The sequence below is a fragment of the Terrirhizobium terrae genome, from assembly GCF_030323265.1.
In the GTDB taxonomy this organism is placed as follows: Bacteria; Pseudomonadota; Alphaproteobacteria; order Rhizobiales; family Rhizobiaceae; genus Neorhizobium.
In genome coordinates this window covers 271,139-288,052 of the sequence record NZ_CP104991.1, presented here as the reverse complement: position 1 = coordinate 288,052, position 16,914 = coordinate 271,139, and the positions used below count along the sequence as shown (strand labels likewise).

8 protein-coding genes and 7 pseudogenes are annotated in these 16,914 nt (G+C 59.6%); 10 read left to right on the top strand and 5 right to left on the bottom strand.

The genetic code is table 11. The features are described 5' to 3' along the window. Window positions 1-10: 10 nt before the first annotated feature. The 3 genes from N7E02_RS05150 to N7E02_RS05140 all read left to right on the top strand — a co-directional run bounded on the left by N7E02_RS05150 (window position 11) and on the right by N7E02_RS05140 (window position 3,193). Window positions 11-1,012 (top strand): ornithine cyclodeaminase family protein, encoded by a 1,002-nt coding sequence (locus tag N7E02_RS05150; RefSeq protein ID WP_286578965.1) that lies wholly within the window; start codon window positions 11-13, stop codon window positions 1,010-1,012. Continuing rightward, on the top strand, window positions 1,009-2,511 hold the full coding sequence (locus tag N7E02_RS05145; protein ID WP_286578964.1) for an HAL/PAL/TAL family ammonia-lyase: 1,503 nt from the start codon (window positions 1,009-1,011) through the stop codon (window positions 2,509-2,511). Before N7E02_RS05150 ends, N7E02_RS05145 begins: the two co-directional genes overlap by 4 nt. 61 nt (window positions 2,512-2,572) lie before the next feature. Continuing rightward, the gene (locus N7E02_RS05140) at window positions 2,573-3,193 is read left to right on the top strand and encodes a DUF1684 domain-containing protein (protein WP_286578963.1); all 621 of its coding nucleotides are present in this window, start codon (window positions 2,573-2,575) and stop codon (window positions 3,191-3,193) included. Window positions 3,194-3,684: 491 nt separating this feature from the next. Here N7E02_RS05140 and N7E02_RS05135 read toward each other — a convergent pair whose 3' ends face one another. After that, the gene (locus N7E02_RS05135) at window positions 3,685-3,942 is read right to left on the bottom strand and encodes an MBL fold metallo-hydrolase (RefSeq protein ID WP_286578962.1); all 258 of its coding nucleotides are present in this window, start codon (window positions 3,940-3,942) and stop codon (window positions 3,685-3,687) included. Here N7E02_RS05135 and N7E02_RS05130 point away from each other — a divergent pair. The 3 pseudogenes from N7E02_RS05130 to N7E02_RS05120 all read left to right on the top strand — a co-directional run. Continuing rightward, window positions 3,873-4,345, top strand: a pseudogene (locus N7E02_RS05130) (hypothetical protein); the annotation flags it as partial. The gene N7E02_RS05135 and the pseudogene N7E02_RS05130 sit on opposite strands and share 70 nt — an antisense overlap. Window positions 4,346-4,456: 111 nt before the next feature. Next, a pseudogene (locus N7E02_RS05125) lies at window positions 4,457-5,679 on the top strand (MFS transporter). Between the two features lie 63 nt (window positions 5,680-5,742). After that, window positions 5,743-6,977 (top strand): annotated as a pseudogene (locus N7E02_RS05120) (arsenic transporter). Between the two features lie 299 nt (window positions 6,978-7,276). Here N7E02_RS05120 and N7E02_RS05115 read toward each other — a convergent pair. Then, window positions 7,277-7,588, bottom strand: coding sequence for a type II toxin-antitoxin system RelE/ParE family toxin (locus tag N7E02_RS05115; RefSeq protein WP_286578961.1), 312 nt, complete (start codon window positions 7,586-7,588; stop codon window positions 7,277-7,279). Further along, window positions 7,578-7,859, bottom strand: coding sequence for a ribbon-helix-helix domain-containing protein (locus N7E02_RS05110; protein ID WP_286578960.1), 282 nt, complete (start codon window positions 7,857-7,859; stop codon window positions 7,578-7,580). The genes N7E02_RS05115 and N7E02_RS05110 overlap by 11 nt, the downstream gene beginning before the upstream one ends. A 387-nt stretch (window positions 7,860-8,246) precedes the next feature. Here N7E02_RS05110 and N7E02_RS05105 point away from each other — a divergent pair, with 387 nt between their 5' ends. Continuing rightward, the gene (locus N7E02_RS05105; RefSeq protein ID WP_286578959.1) at window positions 8,247-10,217 is read left to right on the top strand and encodes a TonB-dependent receptor domain-containing protein; all 1,971 of its coding nucleotides are present in this window, start codon (window positions 8,247-8,249) and stop codon (window positions 10,215-10,217) included. A gap of 74 nt (window positions 10,218-10,291) precedes the next feature. Here N7E02_RS05105 and N7E02_RS05100 read toward each other — a convergent pair whose 3' ends face one another. Further along, the gene (locus N7E02_RS05100; protein ID WP_286578958.1) at window positions 10,292-11,602 is read right to left on the bottom strand and encodes a glycosyl transferase family protein; all 1,311 of its coding nucleotides are present in this window, start codon (window positions 11,600-11,602) and stop codon (window positions 10,292-10,294) included. A 24-nt stretch (window positions 11,603-11,626) separates the two neighbouring features. Between N7E02_RS05100 and N7E02_RS05095 the strand changes: the two are divergent. From N7E02_RS05095 to N7E02_RS05085, 3 pseudogenes are all read left to right on the top strand, one after another. Next, a pseudogene (locus N7E02_RS05095) lies at window positions 11,627-12,499 on the top strand (ABC transporter permease); the annotation flags it as partial. Window positions 12,500-12,569: 70 nt separating this feature from the next. Further along, window positions 12,570-13,465, top strand: a pseudogene (locus tag N7E02_RS05090) (iron chelate uptake ABC transporter family permease subunit). Continuing rightward, window positions 13,462-14,221: pseudogene (locus N7E02_RS05085) on the top strand (iron ABC transporter ATP-binding protein). Before N7E02_RS05090 ends, N7E02_RS05085 begins: the two co-directional pseudogenes overlap by 4 nt. A 261-nt stretch (window positions 14,222-14,482) precedes the next feature. Here the strand turns inward: N7E02_RS05085 and N7E02_RS05080 are convergent. Beyond that, window positions 14,483-16,853, bottom strand: a pseudogene (locus N7E02_RS05080) (hypothetical protein). Window positions 16,854-16,914 lie beyond the last annotated feature (61 nt).

Sequence of the window (16,914 nt, the reverse complement as noted above, 5' to 3'; positions counted from 1 at the left end):
TGAGATCACAATGGACCCAATCTACATCGACTATCTCAACGCCTTCGACATTGATGCGCTCGACCTTTCCAATGACGAGATCCTGGGTGCGATCGAGACATCGCTCGGCGCGCAGGGCAGGCAAGAGACCGTGATCGAACCGCGCGTGCATCTGGAACCGGATGCAAGCTTCCACGGTCACTTCAACGTGCTGCGCGGTTATGTGGCGCCGCTCGGTCTGGCAGGCATTAAGGTCGTCGGCGACTATGTCGACAACTATAAGCTTGGCTATCCGTCGGAATTCGGCGTGCTCAATCTCTTCGATCCGCGCACCGGCGTGCCGAAGGCGATCCTCGACGCGACCGCCATCACCGACATGCGCACCGGCGCGGTCACCGCAATGGGCGCGAAACATCTTGCCCGAAAGGGATCGAAAGTGCTCGGCCATATCGGCGCGCGCGGCACCGCCTACTGGAACGTGCGGCTGCTCGACCACCTCTTCGATTTCGACGAGATCCGCGTCCATTCGCGCCGCCCGGAAAGCCGCGACGCCTTCGGCGCCACGCTTGAGGAAGACCTCGGCAAGAAGATCACCGTGACCGACAACTGGCGCGATTGCGTCGAAGGCGCCGACATTGTCGTCGAGGCATCACGGCTCAACGCGCCGGAACCGATGCTGAAGACGGAATGGATCAAGAAGGGCGCCTTCGTCGTGCCTTACGGCACCATGAGCGCGGTCGAGCTGTCGCTGACCGACATCATGGACAAGCTGGTGGTTGACGACTGGGGTCAGTGCAAGGGCGGCAAGCTCGGCTCGCTGCGCGCGCATGTGGAAGCCGGAAAGCTTTCCGAACAGACCCTGCATGCGGAACTCGGCCAGATCGTCGCCGGTCTGAAGCCCGGCCGCCAGAGCGACGAGGAGACCATTCTCTTGTGGCATCGCGGCCTATCCCTCAGTGATATCGCGCTTGGCTCGGCACTTCTCGAAAAAGCCAAGGCCGCCAATCTCGGGCAGAGGCTTCGTTTCGCATGACGACGATCCGGCTGGCGGGTTCGGGCGTCTCGATTGCGGATATCGCGACGATCGCCCGGAACCAGGTGCAGGTTGCGGCCGACGAGCATGTGCTTGCCCGTCTCGTGGAGGCACGGCTCGTGCTCGAAAGCGTGGCAGCCTCCGGCCAACCGATCTACGGCATGAATACCGGCCTTGGCGCCAATCTGAAGACCGCCGTTACCGACGAATTTGCGGCCTTCCAGCTGCAACTGATCCAGGGCAGGGGAATGGCCGTCGGTGAACCGCTTTCGCGTGACGTGACCCGTGCGGTCATCGCCGCGCGGCTTGCCATGCTCGCCGTCGGTGGATCGGGCATATCGCCCGGTGTTTTCGAGGCCTTGCTAGCTCTCCTCAACGCCGGCGTGCATCCTGTGATGCGCTCGATCGGCTCCATCGGCGCCGGCGACCTCGTCCTTCTCTCGGCCATGGCGCGCGTTCTCGTCGGCGAGGGAGAGGCCGAATATCACGGCGAGGTACTGCCCGCCTCGGAGGCGCTCGCGCGTGCCGGCCTCAAGCCCTCAATCCTGCAGCCGAAGGACGGGATTGCCTTGCTCAATGCATCAGCGGTATCGGCGGGCGAGGGGGCTCTGGTCCTGCACGACCTTGGACGTCTCCTCGGCTGGCAGAGGCAGGCGGCGGCGCTGAGCTTCGAAGGCATGGCCGGCAACCCGGCCATCCTCGCAGCCGCTATCCAGATCGCCCGGCCAGGACCGGGCCAGGTCAAGGAAGCCCGCGCGCTAAGGAAGGCATTGGACGGATCGTCCCTCCACGAAGCAAACACGGCGATCCAGGATCCGCTCAGCCTGCGCTGCATCGCATCGATCCATGGTGCGCTTGCCGATGCGCTGGAGCGCGCCGAACGTGCGGTGGAGCTTGAGCTCAATTCCGCTGCCGACAATCCACTGGTTATCGTCGAGGAGAGGAGGGTTCTCTCGACCGGCAATTTCCATACGCCGGCACTTTCCCTGGCGTTCGAAAACCTCGGGCTCGCCTTGGCACAGGCGGCTGCAGCTTCGGCCGCACGCTTCATCCAGTTGACCGGTCCCGGTCGCAATGGCCTGCCTCGTTATCTTTCGCCGGTCGGCGGTCCGTCTGCCGGCTTCGTGCCGATGCAGAAGACCGTGACCGCCCTGAAGGCCTCGATCCGCCACGGGGCGAACCCCGTCATGCTGGACTTTCTCCCCGTCTCCGAAGGCGTCGAGGATCATGCGACGCAGTCACTGCTCACCGTCCGCAAGCTCGGCGAGATGCTGACCTCCTGGCGGCTGCTGATCGCCTGCGAAATGGCGGCGGCGGCCCAGGCCGTCGATCTGCGGCAGGGGCATCGCTGCGGGGCGGGCACCCGCAGGACCCATGACATGATCCGAAGCATGGCGCCTGCCTTGCAGGAAGATCGCTCGCTCGGAGAGGATGTCTCGGCCTTGGCAAATTATCTGCTGAGCGGCGATCCGCTGGCTGAGACTGCTGACCGCCCGTGAACGCCGCAGAGACGGCTATCCGAGTTGACCGTAAAACTAACTTTTGAAGGAAGAAAGTGGAATGAGTGAAGCTGAGCAACTATGGCAATGGCGTCAGAAGATTGCCGATCTTTATCACGAAGTGCGTTCTAATGCGGACGCAAGCGCGGCGTGGCAGGTATGGTGCGATACACGTACTACGCTGTTTCGGACCCATCCTCAGTCACCCATCGAACTGGAGGATCGCGAAGTCTATGCAGGGCCGACAACCTTTGCATATGATCCTGCACTTCGTATCGCGACACGGCTGGCTTCAGCGAAGCCTGAACGTCTCACCATCGCAACCGGTGCGGACGGAGAGGTGTCGATTAGAGCGTTCGCTCGCACTGAGGGACTTGATACGCGTTTGGGAGGCGAACTAACCCTCTATTGGATAGAGGGTTACGGCGGTGGCGTTTTCTTACCCTTTACCGATGCTACCTCGGGTACAGAGACTTATGGTGGGGGCCGATATCTTCTTGATACGATCAAGGGGGCGGATCTTGGAAACGTCCAGCCTGACGGATCGCTCACGCTGGATTTTAATTTCTCTTACTTTCCGTCATGCGCCTATTCGTCTCGCTATGTTTGCCCGCTGGCTCCATTGGGTAATCGGCTGCAGGCAGCAGTGCGCGCGGGAGAGCGCCTTCCGCTCCAGAGATAGTGGACACATGTGGGAGAAGGAGGGAAGACGCCCCCAGTTCAGTCATCTATCTGTCGCTTGTGCTTGTCCAAAGTCTATCCGCGCAGAGCGAAAGAGATGGTGATGTGGTTTCCCTAGCTAAGGAGCCGAGGGGTGATTTCTCTGTTCGCACGTACGGGTTCGCGATCGGTAATGCCTACCGGCCGGCGCGGTTGCGGTTTTCGAGCGGATGCCAAGAGAAAGCACGATCTCCTTCCGCGCGTATTCGGCCGATACCAGGAAAGGGAAGGTGGGGCGCTGCGACATGGATCATATCACCGATGAAAGTGATCGACTGGTCTTGGCTAGTGACGGTGAAAAATGCGCTGCCCGGGGTGTGCCCGGGATGAATAGACGCCGAGACACCAGGCAACACCTAATCACCATCGCGGAACGACTTCACTTTCCCCAATGCCCGGTAGAGACGGATTGTCTCTCTTGCTTCATCGAATTATTTCTCCGCATACCCGGTCTTAAGGGCGTTTGCAGGATTGAGAAAAAACGAGATCCGGTTCACCCACATGCACCACAGCGTTAGCGAATACCGGCTTTCCACCCTCTACGAGTCCTCCTGTGTGGTCGGTATGGATGTGCGTGATCAGAATGTCGGTCACGTCCGAAGCTTTCACTCCAACTTGGCGAAGGCTATCTAAAAGCTTTCGCCACCGTTGATCCGACCGAACCGCATCGGCGCCATCGTCCCAAGCGTGGGCGCAAACATGCCGCTGCATTTGGACTGGCGGCGCTCGCGCTCATCGTCGGCCTGGCCGGTGGCGCCGGCGCCACGAAGCTGGTGAAACCGAGCGTCGAGATGGCGCCTATGACGCCAGTCGCGATCTCCACGATAGCGGATGACAGCCTGGTCACGATTAAAGGCAAGGTTGCCGAGATCTTCGGCAACAAGTCCATTGTGCAGGACGACACCGGCCGCGCGCTATCGAGACCGGGGCGGAGGGCGAGGGCGGTAAACTTGTCGCTTCAAGCGAAATGGTCACCGTACAGGGCCGCTTCGATGACCGATTCCTGCGTGGCAGCTACCTCGTTCATGAGGATGGACGCACCGAGGCGCTCGGACCTGCAGGCAAGCCCCCACATCGCGGGCCGCTCGAGATGCTGAAGCACCCCAAACCTTAATCAGGTCAATTGATGTCGGGGTGGGCCGGGGCTTGGAACCCGTCCCTCCGATCCGTCGTTTACGGCGGCCATCGCGTAATTCCACACATATCCTTCCTTTCGGAGGCCGGCATGCAGCGCTCTCGATATCCCCACCTTGCCGGCCGCTCGCTTGTCGCGCTCGCCGTTTTGAATTTCTTTCTTGCAGACGCGCGCGACGGGTTGGGGCCATTTCTCGATGGCTTTCTTGCCACCCGCGGATGGTCTCCGATGACCCTTGGAATGCTGGCGACGATCGGTGGCGTGCTCGGGATGATCGCGACGCCCCTGTTCGGCGCCTGGATCGATTCATCGCGTCACAAGCGCGCTTTGATCGTCATCCCGGTCGTGCTCGTTACCGGGGCGGCGCTTTGGACGTTGTTTACGCCAAACAACTGGTCGGTATTCGGCGGACAGTCCGCGACCGCCGTAGTCGGAGCGATCGTCGGGCCCGCACTGATGGGCCTGACGCTTGGGCTCGTCGGCGAGAAAGCGTTCTCCCGTCAGGTTTCGCGAAACGAGTTCTGGAACCATGTCGGCAACGTCTTCTCTCTTGCAGGCATCTATTTTGTGACCATGGCCTTCGGCATCAATGGGATCATTGGGCTGATGATCGTGACCGCGGTAGCAGCGATTGCCGCCGTCGCGGCGATCGATCCTGATGAGATCGACCATAAGGTGGCGCGCGGGCTCGGGCATGATGACGGCTTAGCGGGACCATCGGGGTTTTCGGTCCTCGCTGGCAGCAAAGGACTTATCCTCCTGGCTGTGACGCTGATGATCTTCCACTTCGGCAATGCTCCGATGAGCCGGCTGATTGCCCAGGACTTCTCAATCCAGCTCGGCACGCCGTTCAGGACGACGGCTATTATCACCGGCATTTCTCAGGTGTCGATGATTGCCATGGCGCTGGCGGCGCCCCTGCTGATCCGGCGCTTCGGACTTGCCACAGTCTTCGTGATCGCCCTGATGGCCCTGCCGGTACGTGGGTTGATTGCTGGATTGTTCACTGGCTTCGCGTCCATCTATCCCGTTCAGATCCTCGACGGCGTCGGCGCAGGGCTGATCGGCATCGCTACGCCGATCGCGGCCGAGCGTATCCTGTCCGGAACGGGTCGCTTCAATGTCGGGCTTGCCGCGGTGATGACGGTTCAGGGTGTCGGGGCGTCGCTCAGCAATGTCGCCGCCGGATGGCTGACGAATATCGGGGGTATGGTCTAGCCTACTGGGTGCATGGCGGTGTTGCAATCTTGGCTCTTGCAGCATTTGCTGCCGCCCATAAAAGCATTGCTCCGCCGGCGAAGGACGGTAACTGAGCCCTCACCCCCTCGGTGGTCCTAGTCAACCAGCCGCATTACTGAGACGCGGAGCAAATGATCATGATCCTGACCTGGGGAATTTTGGCGCTAACAGTGCTCTGCGTCGTAACGCGGCCCTATCGGTGGCCGGAGGCAATCTGGGCAGTCGGTGGCGCGCTGCTTCTGCTTTCCGTCGGCTCGATAGGCTACTCCGACGCGTGGTCCGGTGTTGCCAGGGGTTCGACGTCTATCTCTTCCTCATCGGCATGATGATGCTGTCGGAGCTTGCTCGTCAGCAAGGGCTGTTCGATTGGCTCGCGTCCGTCGCAACCTCCCACGCCCGCGGGTCGCCGAGGCGCCTGTTCGTCCTGATCTATGCCGTCGGTTTCGTGACCACCGTCTTCCTGTCCAACGATGCGACCGCCGTCGTATTGACGCCCGCTGTATACGCGGCTTGCCGGGCCGCAAAGGTCAAAGACCCTCTGCCCTATCTTCTGATTTGCGCCTTCATCGCCAACGCAGCCAGTTTCGTTCTGCCGATCTCCAATCCGGCAAATCTCGTCATCTTCAGCAACGGCACCATGCCGCCACTCACACGCTGGCTGTCGATGTTTGCTCTTCCTTCTACCGCGGCGATTGTGGTGACCTTTGTCGCCCTCTACTGGACTCAGCGCTCGGCGCTTGCCGCCGACACTCTCGTAAGCGCTGAGCCCATTGCCCTCGGGGCCGGCGCACGCCTGACTGGGATTGCTTTGGTGGCGGTTGCGATCGTCATGATCGGATCCTCCGTGCTTGGTTGGGATCTCGAGCTGCCGACCTTCGCCGCGGGTCTCCTGTCTACAGCTCTGGTCCTTCTGCTTGAACGTAAAGGGCCGCAAATGCTTCTGCGAGATATTTCCTGGAGCATTCTGCCGCTTGTCGCCGGGCTGTTCGTGATTGTCGAGGCACTTGAGAAGTTCGGTCTGGTCGAGTGGCTCGCATCACTTTTATCCAGTGTCGCGTTGGGATATCCGGCATCAGGGACGGTGGTTGCGGGAGCAGTCGTTGCGCTCGCTTCAAACCTCGTCAACAATCTGCCGGCTGGACTTGTTGCCGGCAGTGTTGTCCATGCCTCTCAAGCCAACGACGCGATGGCAGGGGCCGTTCTAATCGGGGTCGATCTTGGCCCCAACCTGTCGATTACGGGCTCGCTTGCGACAATATTGTGGCTCAGCGCTCTTCGTCGGGAAGGGATCGACATAACTGCCTGGGCGTTTATCAAGGTCGGCGCCGTGGTGATGACGCCTGCGCTCATCGCTTCGCTGCTGTTCTTCTGATCATGTCTCTCCAGCGGCAACATTTCAGATCACAGCCCGACCGTGCCATTCACCGCTTCCGCGCGACACCTTACACTATTTAGCGGCTCCTTAGATCCGACGTCGGGAACGGCTCTGAGACGTTTATAAGACTCAACCGTATTCTAAGCCGAGATCCGAAACTCAGTTTTTGCATCTAAATCACGCTGATGTGAGTAGGTTTGTTTTTAGTACCTTAGCGGATCTACAGCCTAGTCGCGGTCCATTATGGTTCAAGACCGCGTGACCTTGCTTACAGCTTAATCGCAGCCCTTTGGCTCTCAAAACAGAGCGGACAGGTCGCGCCGACCGTCCACTACTCGCACGATCTCAACTGCATGAACAGGGCCGTCGTCGGAGTCGGGCCTTGTCTCGTAAAGTATGACATAGGGCGCTTCGACCAATATCCGAGCGGTACGGAATACCTCCGGGTGACGCTCGCCCAAACGCGGATGCGCGATGAGCATTTCTGCCTTGCTACGAAAATTGGCAAAGTATCGCTCCGCGCTGAGAGGCTGTTCGCGAATTATCTCAACGTAAATTTTCTTAATGTCGGCACGCGCCTTCGGCGTCCAGAGTAGCTTAGCGGGCATGAGGAGCGGGAGACTTTACTTCCTGCCGAGCTTCCTCAAACACTGCATCAAAATCCACTTCGACGGCAGGTCCGCTCGCTTTGCCTTCTTCCCACATCGCACGTAGCTTAGCGATATCGTCGCGCTTCTGCATCCACTTGGCTGACCAGTCACGCATGGCTTCGCGTACAACTTCGCTCCCGCTGGCATACGCGCCGCTATTAACGGCATCGCGCAACAGCTCTGCGTGTTGCGGGGTCATCGAGACGCTGACTTTTTCAACATTGGGCATAGATGCCTCCACTTTGTTTGGTAGTAATTATTACCACCAAACAAATAGCGCCGCAACTTCCCCGTTGCAGCGCACGTCTCCCGGCTCGTTTGAGCTTCACTGCGGCAATCCGCCGGATGAAGTCCGAATAGCAGGTTGTAGGTTTACATCCGTTCAACACCTTAGAACTCCGTTTGCCTTCGGCGGCTTCTTATTGGATATCAGCGCCGCTGCCCAGAAACTTTCAAAATTACTGAAATCCGCAATTTAGAGCGATTCCAAATCAGAGCGATTGACCCTCTTCAACCTGCCACAATAAGTGGACCGGAGTATTCATGTTTGAGGGGCAATTATGAAGAACACCCGGACCCGTTGGCTTCGAGCGTCCGAAGCCGACTGCTGAATGCCTTGCTGATCAGCACCGTTTTCACCTCTGCCGCTACCGCGCAGGAAATCTCCGAAGCGGAAGATGCTACCACGTTGGAGGCAATCGTCATCACGGCCGGCGGCTATGAGCAGGACATTCGCACGGCCCCAGCAAGCATCTCGGTCCTCTCCGAAGACCAACTGAAGAAGAAGGCAATCGCCGATGTTTCGGAAGCGATCCGAACCGTGCCCGGCGTTAATGTCGGCTTCGGAAGCGACGGGACACGCGGCATCAGCATGCGCGGCCTCGGCAAGGGCTATACGCTGATCCTGATTGACGGCAAGCGCGTCAACGCAGCTGCCACCACGCTGCGCCACTATAACGGTGACCTTGACTGGGTGCCGCTGGAGGCGATCGAGCGTATTGAGGTCGTTCGCGGCCCGATGTCCACGCTCTACGGCTCTGACGCACTCGGCGGCGTCGTCAATATCATCACCAAGAAAAACAGCGATCGCTGGACGGGCTCCATAACGAGCGAGATCCTGCTTCCAGATAGTGATGAAACCGGCATCACGCGCCGTCTGAGTGGATACTTAAGCGGGCCTGTGATCCAGGACACGCTAAGCTTCTCCGCATATGACAGCTGGAGCAAGAAGGACAACGACGAGCCCGGCGATGGGAGCGAGCTTCAGGTTCCGGACGGCTCCGAGGATATCAACATCAATGGGAAGCTGACGTTCACGCCGAGTGACGACCAAACGTTCGATCTCGAAGCCGGTTACGGGCGCGAGCGCTATGAACCCTATCTGGCGGATGGGGAAGTCGACGAAAGCGAAACCGAGATCACACGCAAAACCCTTTCGCTCTCCCACGAGGGCGAATTCGACCTTGGGAGGTCCAACACCGTCCTGTCCTACGAGGAAGCGACCAACCGCAACCGCGTCTCGGATGTCGATATCACATCCTACAAAACCCTTTTGGACAACAAGTTTACCTTCAATCCGTTCGAATATTTCTGGACCCACAACATTATTGTCGGCAGCGAGCTGCGCTACGAAAAGCTGGATGATCCCGCCAATCTCGGGCGAGAAAATTCCGTGACCGGCAGGTCCGGTTCCCCGTCGGCTGATGTATTCACCGGCGCGGTATTCGGCGAGGACCAGATCGAGTTCACCGATCGTTTGCGGCTGACGGCCGGTCTGCGTTATGACTATCACGAGAAGTTCGGGTCGCATTTCAGCCCACGGGCCTATCTCGGTTATGACGTGACCGACGCGCTGACCTTCAAGGCGGGCTGGGCGCAGGCATTCAAGGCTCCGAACCTGCGCCAACTCGATCCCAATTGGGTCACGACCTCGCGCGGACGCGGATGCGGTGCCGTCGGCGGTCCCTGCGAAATGGTCGGCAATCCCGATCTGCAGCCGGAAACCAGCGATAGCTACGAAGCCGGCTTCTACTTTGACGACGGCGCATGGCAAGGTAGCCTCACCTACTTCTACAATGACATCAAGGACAAGATCACCTCAGCGCGCGTCGCCTCGCTGATCCTGCCGGATGGTCGCAAATATGTGCAGCAGATCAATGTCGATCGCGCCCGTAGCCAGGGCATCGAGGGCGGTCTGACCGTACCGCTGCACGAGACGCTGAGCTGGACGAACTCGTTCACCTATTTGATCGAATCGAAGAACCTCGAAACGGGCATGCCGCTTTCGGCAGATCCCGAATATGCCCTGCATTCGGAAATCACCTGGCAGGCGAGGGAAGATCTGAGCTTTACCGCGTCACTCGACTGGTACGGCAAGCAGGTCGACTACGTGCAGGAGCCGGAAACGTTGACTGCGCAGAATGTCAGTCCCTATTCGACCGTCGGCCTGTCGACGAAATACGACTTCAATGAGAACTTCACCTTCAGGGCAGGGGTGAACAACGTCTTCGACTCTCAGCCGAATGCCGAGTCCAACTTCAAGGAAAACGGCCGGACCTTCGTCGTATCGATGACCGGAAAATTCTGATCGGAGATCCGGCGCCGATAGCCGAAAAGGCCGCCACGGTCATGTGGCGGCCTTTTTAAAGAAGCAGTGTGGCTTCAGCGGCGGCGCTGCAGCCACAGTTGACGCGCCTGTTCCAAAGCGTCGTCGAACGGCATTGCCGCGTCGCGGGCGAGGGCGAGCAGAGCAGCCGCTGCGGTATGCAGGACAACATCTTCCGCCTCCTGGTCTCTAACAGCGCCTGACCATAAGGCGTTCCAGTACTCACGCTGGGTCATCAACGTCGGCGCAGGGCTCATTTCGAGCCGGCGGGCAGGCAGGTGAGTGTCTAGCTCACAGCCGGCAACGAGGCGCATCAGCTTTGTCTGCCGGCCAGCCGGCACCTGGGCAAAGTCGCGGTTGGTGCCGACCACGGCAAGCTCACGCATCTTCAACAGGCCGGCGACGTTGCGATAGAGATCCCGGCGGGAGCCCTGCGCCGCGCCAAGGACGGTCACCGGCGCCGCCAGCGGATTGATCAGGTTGACGGCGTTTTTCAGCGCTGTTCTCATCTCGAACAGCGGATAGAGTTCCAGCAGGGCTTGTACCTGCGGTGAGAGCGCGCCGAGCGGCATGAAGGCGATGTTGTGCCGAGTGTAGGCATCGCTCAGGTCATCCGCTATCAAGCAAACTGGAATGCCGGCATCCTCCGCCGCAGCTTCCAGCTTGCCGCTCTCCGCGCCTTGGCCAAAATGACCATGTATGAGAATGCGGTGCCCAGCCATGGCCACAAGGCGTGCGGCATGGATGAACCATGGCGGCTCGCGCCATTTCGGTGAAAGATAGGCAGGCCAGTCGAGTTCAGGCTGCAGAGAGGCCGGCAGTGCTATGGAAACATGCCAGCGGATCGCTGCGACGAAGCCGGCTAATTCGGCCACCGATGCACTACGATGCTGGATGGCGATGAGGAAAGCGCCGACTTGTAGTGGATCAGCTTCGCCGCGCAGTAGAATGCCGAAGGCATCCTCTGCTTCTTCCTCGGTCAGCGGACGGCCGTGGCCGGGGCCTGGCGCGACATGCGCGATATGGCGGGCAAGACGCCGATGCGGCTCGGCATTGTCGCCGATCGCAGCCAGTTTATGGGCAATCCCGATGGGCGTCGGCGCGGCTGTGAGCGGTTCGTCCTTGGTCACTGAAAGCGGTGCGCGTGGCAGCAGCGATGCCCGGCGCCAATCCTTTCCTTCATGGCTAGCGATCACTGGTTGCGGGGGCTCAAGGGGGCGATCGAGAAGCATGTCCGCTTCGTTGGCCCATGCTCGCAATCTTAGCCGCAAATCCTCCGCGAAGGGTGTCGGGCGCATGGCTTTGCCCGTGCGGATCAGGATCTGATCACCATAGTGATCGCGCAGCTCTCCAAGCATCCTGCTCATGCCGGAGGTCTGAATGCCGATGCAGGCTGCGGCGGCGCTGACATTGCCATAGCGGTGATGGTGATTTCGGCAAGCCGGTTGCCGCGAACCCTTGCGCTCATTCTGGCAGGCGCAGGAATGGCTGTCTCCGGCACGATCATGCAGATGCTGGCACGCAACAAGTTCGTCGAACCGTCTACGGCCGGGACGGTGGAGTCTGCCGGGCTGGGGATGCTTGCCGTTCTGCTGCTGACGCCAGAATTGCCGGTCATGGGCAAGATGCTGGTCGCCGGGGCTTTTGCGCTTGGCGGGACCGCCCTGTTCCTAGCCATTTTGCGACAGATCCCGCTGCGTTCTGTATTGATGGTGCCTCTCGTCGGCATCATGCTCGGCGGCGTCATCAGCGCCGTAACGGCCTTCTTCGCCTACCGATACGACATGATGCAATCGATGGGCGCCTGGACAAGCGGTGACTTTTCCGCCGTGCTGCGCGGCAGGTACGAAGTTCTGTGGGTTGCCGCCGGCCTGACAATTGCAGCTTACATCGCCGCAGACCGCTTTACCCTTGCCGGGATAAGCGAGGAATTCTCGACCCATCTCGGCCTCAACTATCGGCGCATCGTCACCCTCGGCCTTGTCATCGTCTCGATGGTAACGGCCTCGGTGGTGGTAACGGCCGGGGTGGTGCCCTTCGTCGGCCTGATCGTGCCCAATCTCGTCAGCATGGCGCTGGGCGACAATCTGAGACGAACGCTGCCGTGGATCGCGCTCAGTGGTGCGCTGCTGGTTCTGGCCTGCGACGTCATCGGCCGCATCGTCAATGCGCCGTTCGAGATCCCGGTCGGCAACGTGCTCGGCGTGATCGGCAGCCTGTTCTTCCTCTATTTGCTCCTGCGGAGGCGTTCCCGTGTCGGATAGCCTCCTGCGCCGATCAGCCAGATCTCCCGGCTTCGTGCTGATCCTGCTCGCCTGTCTGGCGCTTGCCGCCATGGTGGCCTTCATGACGCTTGGCGCGCGTGGCAGCTGGAGCTTCATCCTGGCGTTTCGTGGCATCAAGCTCGCCGCCCTGCTGATCGTCGCTTTCGCCATTGCCATCTCGACCGTGCTCTTCCAGACGATCACCAACAACCGCATCCTGACGCCGTCGATCATGGGCTTCGACGCGCTTTATGTGCTGCTGCAGACCGTGATGGTTTTCACACTGGGCTCGGCAACCGTTTCCGCCATTGATCCGCGATTGATGTATGGGCTGGAAGTCTCGATCATGGTGGCGTTTTCGCTCGTTCTTTACCGCTTCCTGTTTTCCGGCTCTGTGCGCGGACTGCACCTGCTGATGCTGATCGGTATCGTCTTCGGCGTGCTCTTCCGCAGCCTTGCCGGGTTCCTCCCGCGCATCATCGACCCGAACGAATTCGTCGTCCTGCAGGACCGGTTGTTTGCCAGCTTCAACACGGTGGATGCAGAATTGCTCGGGGTTTCGGGGCTGCTGATCGCCTGCGTCTGTGCTCTCGGTTGGCGCATCTTCCATGTTCTCGACGTGATGTCTCTCGGCCGCGAGACTGCGATCATGCTCGGCGTCGACCATCAGAGAATGACGCTCGTCATTCTCGCCATAGTTACGGTCCTTGTATCGGTCTCGACCGCCCTGGTCGGACCGGTCACCTTCTTCGGCCTGCTTGTCGCCAATCTCGCCTATATCCTCGTGCCGTCGGGCAAGCACCGCCACCTGCTGCCGGCAGCAGTGCTGATCGCAGTCATCTGCCTCGCCGGCGGGCAGACCCTTCTTGAGCGCCTGCTTGCGTTCGACACGGCGCTATCGATCGTCATCGAATTCGCCGGCGGTCTGTTTTTATCCTGTTCATCCTCAGAGGGACCGCGCGATGATCGAGATCTCGGACGTTTCCAAATCCTACGGCGAGGCGGTCGTCGTAGATGGTGTGAGCCTCAAGCTGCCGAAGGGAGGCGTGACCTCGATCATCGGTGCCAACGGCGCCGGCAAATCGACCTTGCTGTCGATGATCGCACGGCTTCTTCCGATGGACAGGGGGCAGATCTCGCGTTGACGGCCTGGATGTTGTTTCGACGCCCGGCGATGTTTTGGCCAAGCGCCTCTCCATGCTGCGCCAGGACAACCATATGTCCGCCCGACTGACGGTGCGCGACCTCGTCTCCTTCGGGCGTTATCCCTATAGCAAGGGGCGGCTGACGGTCGACGATGCGCGCCATATCGACCGCGCGCTCGCCTATCTCGACCTGGAGGATCTGGCAGACCGGTTTCTCGACGAATTGTCCGGCGGCCAGCGTCAGCGCGCCTATGTGGCCATGGTCCTGTGCCAGGACACCGACTACATGCTGTTCGACGAGCCGTTGAACAATCTCGACATTCGCCATGCGGTGGCAATGATGAAGATGATGCGGCAGGCGGCAGGCCAGCTTGCCAAGACGGCGGTGGTCGTCCTGCACGACATCAATTTCGCCTCCTGCTATTCCGACCATATCGTTGCCATGCGCAACGGAAAGGTTCTGCTGCAGGGGCCGACGCGTGAGGTGATGCGGCCGGAGACACTGAAGGCGATATACGACTGCGATTTTACGGTCCAGGAGGTCGATGGGAAGCGTATAGCAATCTATTATGGTTGATTGAACAAACGATACCGGCTGACGTTGCGAAGGAGTCCTTCATCTCGGCAGCGCTTGAGGCATACGTATCGGCTCGGTGAAATAGTTGATTTCGAGAGATACTGCCAACTGCAATGAGAATGTATCCGTTTGAAATCGATCTGCCGCAGATGGTCGAAGGTTCATATCTATTCAAGACCCGTGAACAGAGCTAGTGGCCGAGTGCGGAAATTATTTCCGCATTCGGCGCTCGCCTCGTCAATGCATTGTAGACCTCGCCACCTAAGCGGCTTCCCAAACCTGATTGAGAATCTTCGCTGCAAGTGCAGCCTTATCCTGCGGCAGGAAGCGACCGTAGTGCTGCTGCACAACGTCTGGCGTATCCTGGATGGCGTAGCTCGCCTGCTCGTATGAGCCGGTCTGCTTCAGGATATGTGTCGCCAGGATATCTCTCAGATTATGCGGGCCATGTGGCAACAACCCCTTGATAGCGCCGCGCCCCGTGTAGGGGTTGTAGATCCCGTATCGCTGTATCACCGTTCGCCAGGCCTCGTAGAATTTCGTGGAGTCGTAGGCGGCGTCGATGCTGGTGGTCTTCACTGTCTTGACGAACAGCGTGCCTGGATCCTTGGCACTGCCGAGCAGCACGCCGCGATGCTTGTTGATATAAGCCTCAAGATATTTATAGAGATCGAGAAGATCCGGCAGGATCAGGCGGAACGGCTTTTGCCCGAAAAACGACGAGCCAGAATTTTTGAACGCGACCGAGGGGATCAGTACTTCCCAGCCGCCGTCGCGATCGCTCCAGCGCAACTCACCGCATTTCAGGTCCTCGAGCCGCCGCTCCGATGTCGGGAAATGACCACGAGGGCAGACGCGAAGTTGGCGCAGGTTCTTCTGTCTAAGTCCTAGATGTAAACCAAGGCGCAGCAACAGGAACGATCGGACGGCTTCCGCGGCAGGCCTCGGATAGCGATCCTCGTCGGGCATGCGTTTCAGGATCTCGTCGGTGATCTTGCGATATTCCGCCAGTGGGCTCTCTGCCTCAAGGACACACATGATCGGCTCGAATGGATCGCGATGGACGCGCGCTACCCGTTGGATTTCCTTCGAACGGTTTGCTGCATGCCGGTGAAACGCATCGCAGGCGCCGTTCCAGTCGCGGCTCGCGAATTCGATCTCGTCCTGTTCGATCAGACCATCGATCGGCCTGACATTTTTCAATAGCTCGGGATGTTGCCGGATCCAGCCTACGTCCACGCGCGTGAGGGCCTGTGCCACCATCAGCATATCCTCTTCCCACTTCGTGTAAAAGCCACGCCGTTGCTCGCGCCATTGCAGGTACCAGTCCCAAACACCCGGGAAGACTAACAGGCCAAAGCTCAACTGGCTTAGCGGAACGCCGCGGCCTTTAACGATGCCGGAAGGGGAGGCAGCGAGTGCGCCAAACATCAGGCCGAGATGTTCGATCTTCTGCGATGCGGTCTCCTCTCCCCAGACGCCATTTCGCTGGAAGCCGATCGCCGTCAGCGTTGAGGTCTTGAACCGTATGAGATCGGCCATTTCCATGGCCAGCCGTGGCGGCGCATCGACGACGCCAGACAGCAGATCCGGATCGTCGAGTTCTTCGACGATATTCTGGTTGGCATTGGCGACGGAGGTTAGAGATCGAGGTGACAGCGAACCGCCGCCATATGTCACGCCGGGAAAACGGATCGCATAACGCTCCTTGCTCCTTGCTCCTTGCGGCCTGGTAACGGCGATACTCGGTGGAGCCGGATACGATAACCCGTCGCACCCAGTCGAGGATTTCTTCCCGCTTGGTCAAAGGCAGGCTACTGAAATCATCTGGCAGGTGTAGGGAAATCCGCCGCCGCTCGGCGGGACTGATATCGCCGAGGTCATGACCGTATAGCGAACGGGCCTGATGCGGCAGCTTTGCCTTGAAGTATCCTTCCGAAAGTCGGTAGCGTGTTTCAATGCGGCGCAGGATGTCGAAACTTGCAACCGATCGCGGCACACGCTCGCCTTGGATCCATAACAGAAGCGTTTTGCTGTCGAAAGTCTCTGTCAGGCGCACCACAGCGCGGTAGAGCTGCCAATAGCTGTCTCCAAACCGGCGCATATGATAAATGAGCGCATCCTGAAACCTCGCCGGGTCGTCGGTCGCTTCGAACAAGGCATCGGGAAACGGGCTGATCGGCTTCGGGGCAGGTCCGCGCTGTGTGGATTTATTCCGGACAAACACGCCGTCAGTCGCGGCGCGTTGCGGCTGTCTGGTCGAGGATGCAGCCGTGGGCTGTTTGACCGGCTCAACCTTGCTAGCATGCGTACGCAGCTTTGCCGGCGGAATGTCATCTGCAACCGGCGGCACCTTCAGCCATCGCATGATCGCATCCAGTGCCGGCCGCAGCTGCTTCTTCAGGTCTGCCGTCATTTCGTCTTCGATCCCGCACGCCTCTCCGATCGCAGTCCAGTCGAGACGGCCATTCAGGACAGGGGGCCGCTTGCGTCAAATGATCAGGCTGACCAGATAGGGGCGGACATTCTCCAGCACTCGCTTTGAGGATATCGGTGCAATCCGCACCTCGCAGAATTCCGAAATTTTTCGTTGTAAATGACGTGATGAAAGATCGTGTTTTGGCATGCTCATTCCATTTCTCGTCGGCACCAGTGCCGAGGGCGAGCGGAAATAAGCGGCGGCCTTTAACGAA

Bases quoted from the DNA above. Each gene is read 5' to 3' on its own strand.
- N7E02_RS05150 (WP_286578965.1), top strand. From the start codon at position 11: ATGGACCCAATCTACATCGACTATCTCAACGCCTTCGACATTGATGCG.
- N7E02_RS05145 (WP_286578964.1), top strand. From the start codon at position 1,009: ATGACGACGATCCGGCTGGCGGGTTCGGGCGTCTCGATTGCGGATATC.
- N7E02_RS05140 (WP_286578963.1), top strand. From the start codon at position 2,573: ATGAGTGAAGCTGAGCAACTATGGCAATGGCGTCAGAAGATTGCCGAT.
- N7E02_RS05135 (WP_286578962.1), bottom strand. From the start codon at position 3,942: ATGCAGCGGCATGTTTGCGCCCACGCTTGGGACGATGGCGCCGATGCG.
- N7E02_RS05115 (WP_286578961.1), bottom strand. From the start codon at position 7,588: ATGCCCGCTAAGCTACTCTGGACGCCGAAGGCGCGTGCCGACATTAAG.
- N7E02_RS05110 (WP_286578960.1), bottom strand. From the start codon at position 7,859: ATGCCCAATGTTGAAAAAGTCAGCGTCTCGATGACCCCGCAACACGCA.
- N7E02_RS05100 (WP_286578958.1), bottom strand. From the start codon at position 11,602: ATGAGCAGGATGCTTGGAGAGCTGCGCGATCACTATGGTGATCAGATC.